We start from the raw sequence: 883 nt of genomic DNA, 5'->3' as shown, positions 1-883 counted from the left end.
TAGGGTCTGTTGATCTTTGCTGTACAAATGTTGTTCAGCAATACATCGGCAGCCACATTAACATAAACGCCAGTGACACCATACTGGCGTAATTTCTTGCTAGCTTGTCATATCTTGTTGATATTGCTCGATAGTGCTTAATTCTTCCAAAAGCATTCTCCACTAAATGTCGATACCGATATAAGCACCAATCGACTCTTTCTTGAGGTGTATTCTTATAGCGGCGCCTTGGAATAACAGATTTCCCGCCTTTATTGGCGATAAGTTCACGAAAAGCATCGCTGTCATAACCTTTATCTGCAATGACGGTATCAACCTGCTTCAGGTGCTCAATTAAGCTGGGGGCGTGTGTAATATCGTGTTTTTGGCCTTCTGATAATTCGAAATAAATCGGTAATCCTCCGCTGTCGACGGCTAAGTGAATTTTGGTTGAATTACCGCCTCGACTTTTACCAATACTCTCATTACTTAGCGTCGCGGCACCTGCACTGTGCTGGTGAGCCCGCACTATCGAGCCATCAATAAAGAYCCATTCTATATCAGCAAGGTTGGCTAAGGCCTTGAATAAATGTGCTAGAACGCCTTTCTTAGACCATAAATGAAACCGTCTAAAGACCGTGCTCCAATGACCGAACTCTTTAGGTAAATCTCGCCAAGGGATACCTGTTCTAAGGCGGTAAAGAATACCTTCGAATGTTTGTCTATGTTCAGGTTTGTCATAAACACGGCCTGTGCTTTTCATTAAATGAAATAGCTTTTCCCAGCGTGCATCGGTTAGCATAAGTCTTGGCATGGCTTGAGGTTATGGTTACTTTTGGCGAAGCAAATTATAACGTCTTGCCATGCTGTCTAAAAATTACTCTCGAAAGATCAACAGACCCTA

General features: G+C 42.7%; 1 protein-coding gene. It reads right to left on the bottom strand.

Going from position 1 to position 883, the window contains the following annotated elements; genetic code table 11:
• Window positions 1-34 precede the first annotated feature (34 nt).
• Window positions 35-793 (bottom strand): IS5-like element ISSod6 family transposase, encoded by a 759-nt coding sequence (locus tag L5M29_RS23650; RefSeq protein WP_263170354.1) that lies wholly within the window; start codon window positions 791-793, stop codon window positions 35-37.
• Window positions 794-883 lie beyond the last annotated feature (90 nt).

The sequence above is a fragment of the Shewanella sp. SM95 genome (assembly GCF_025653595.1).
Classification (GTDB): Bacteria; Pseudomonadota; Gammaproteobacteria; order Enterobacterales; family Shewanellaceae; genus Shewanella; species Shewanella oncorhynchi.
The sequence above is the reverse complement of the archived record's forward strand: the minus strand, read 5'-3'. Positions and strand labels throughout refer to the sequence as shown.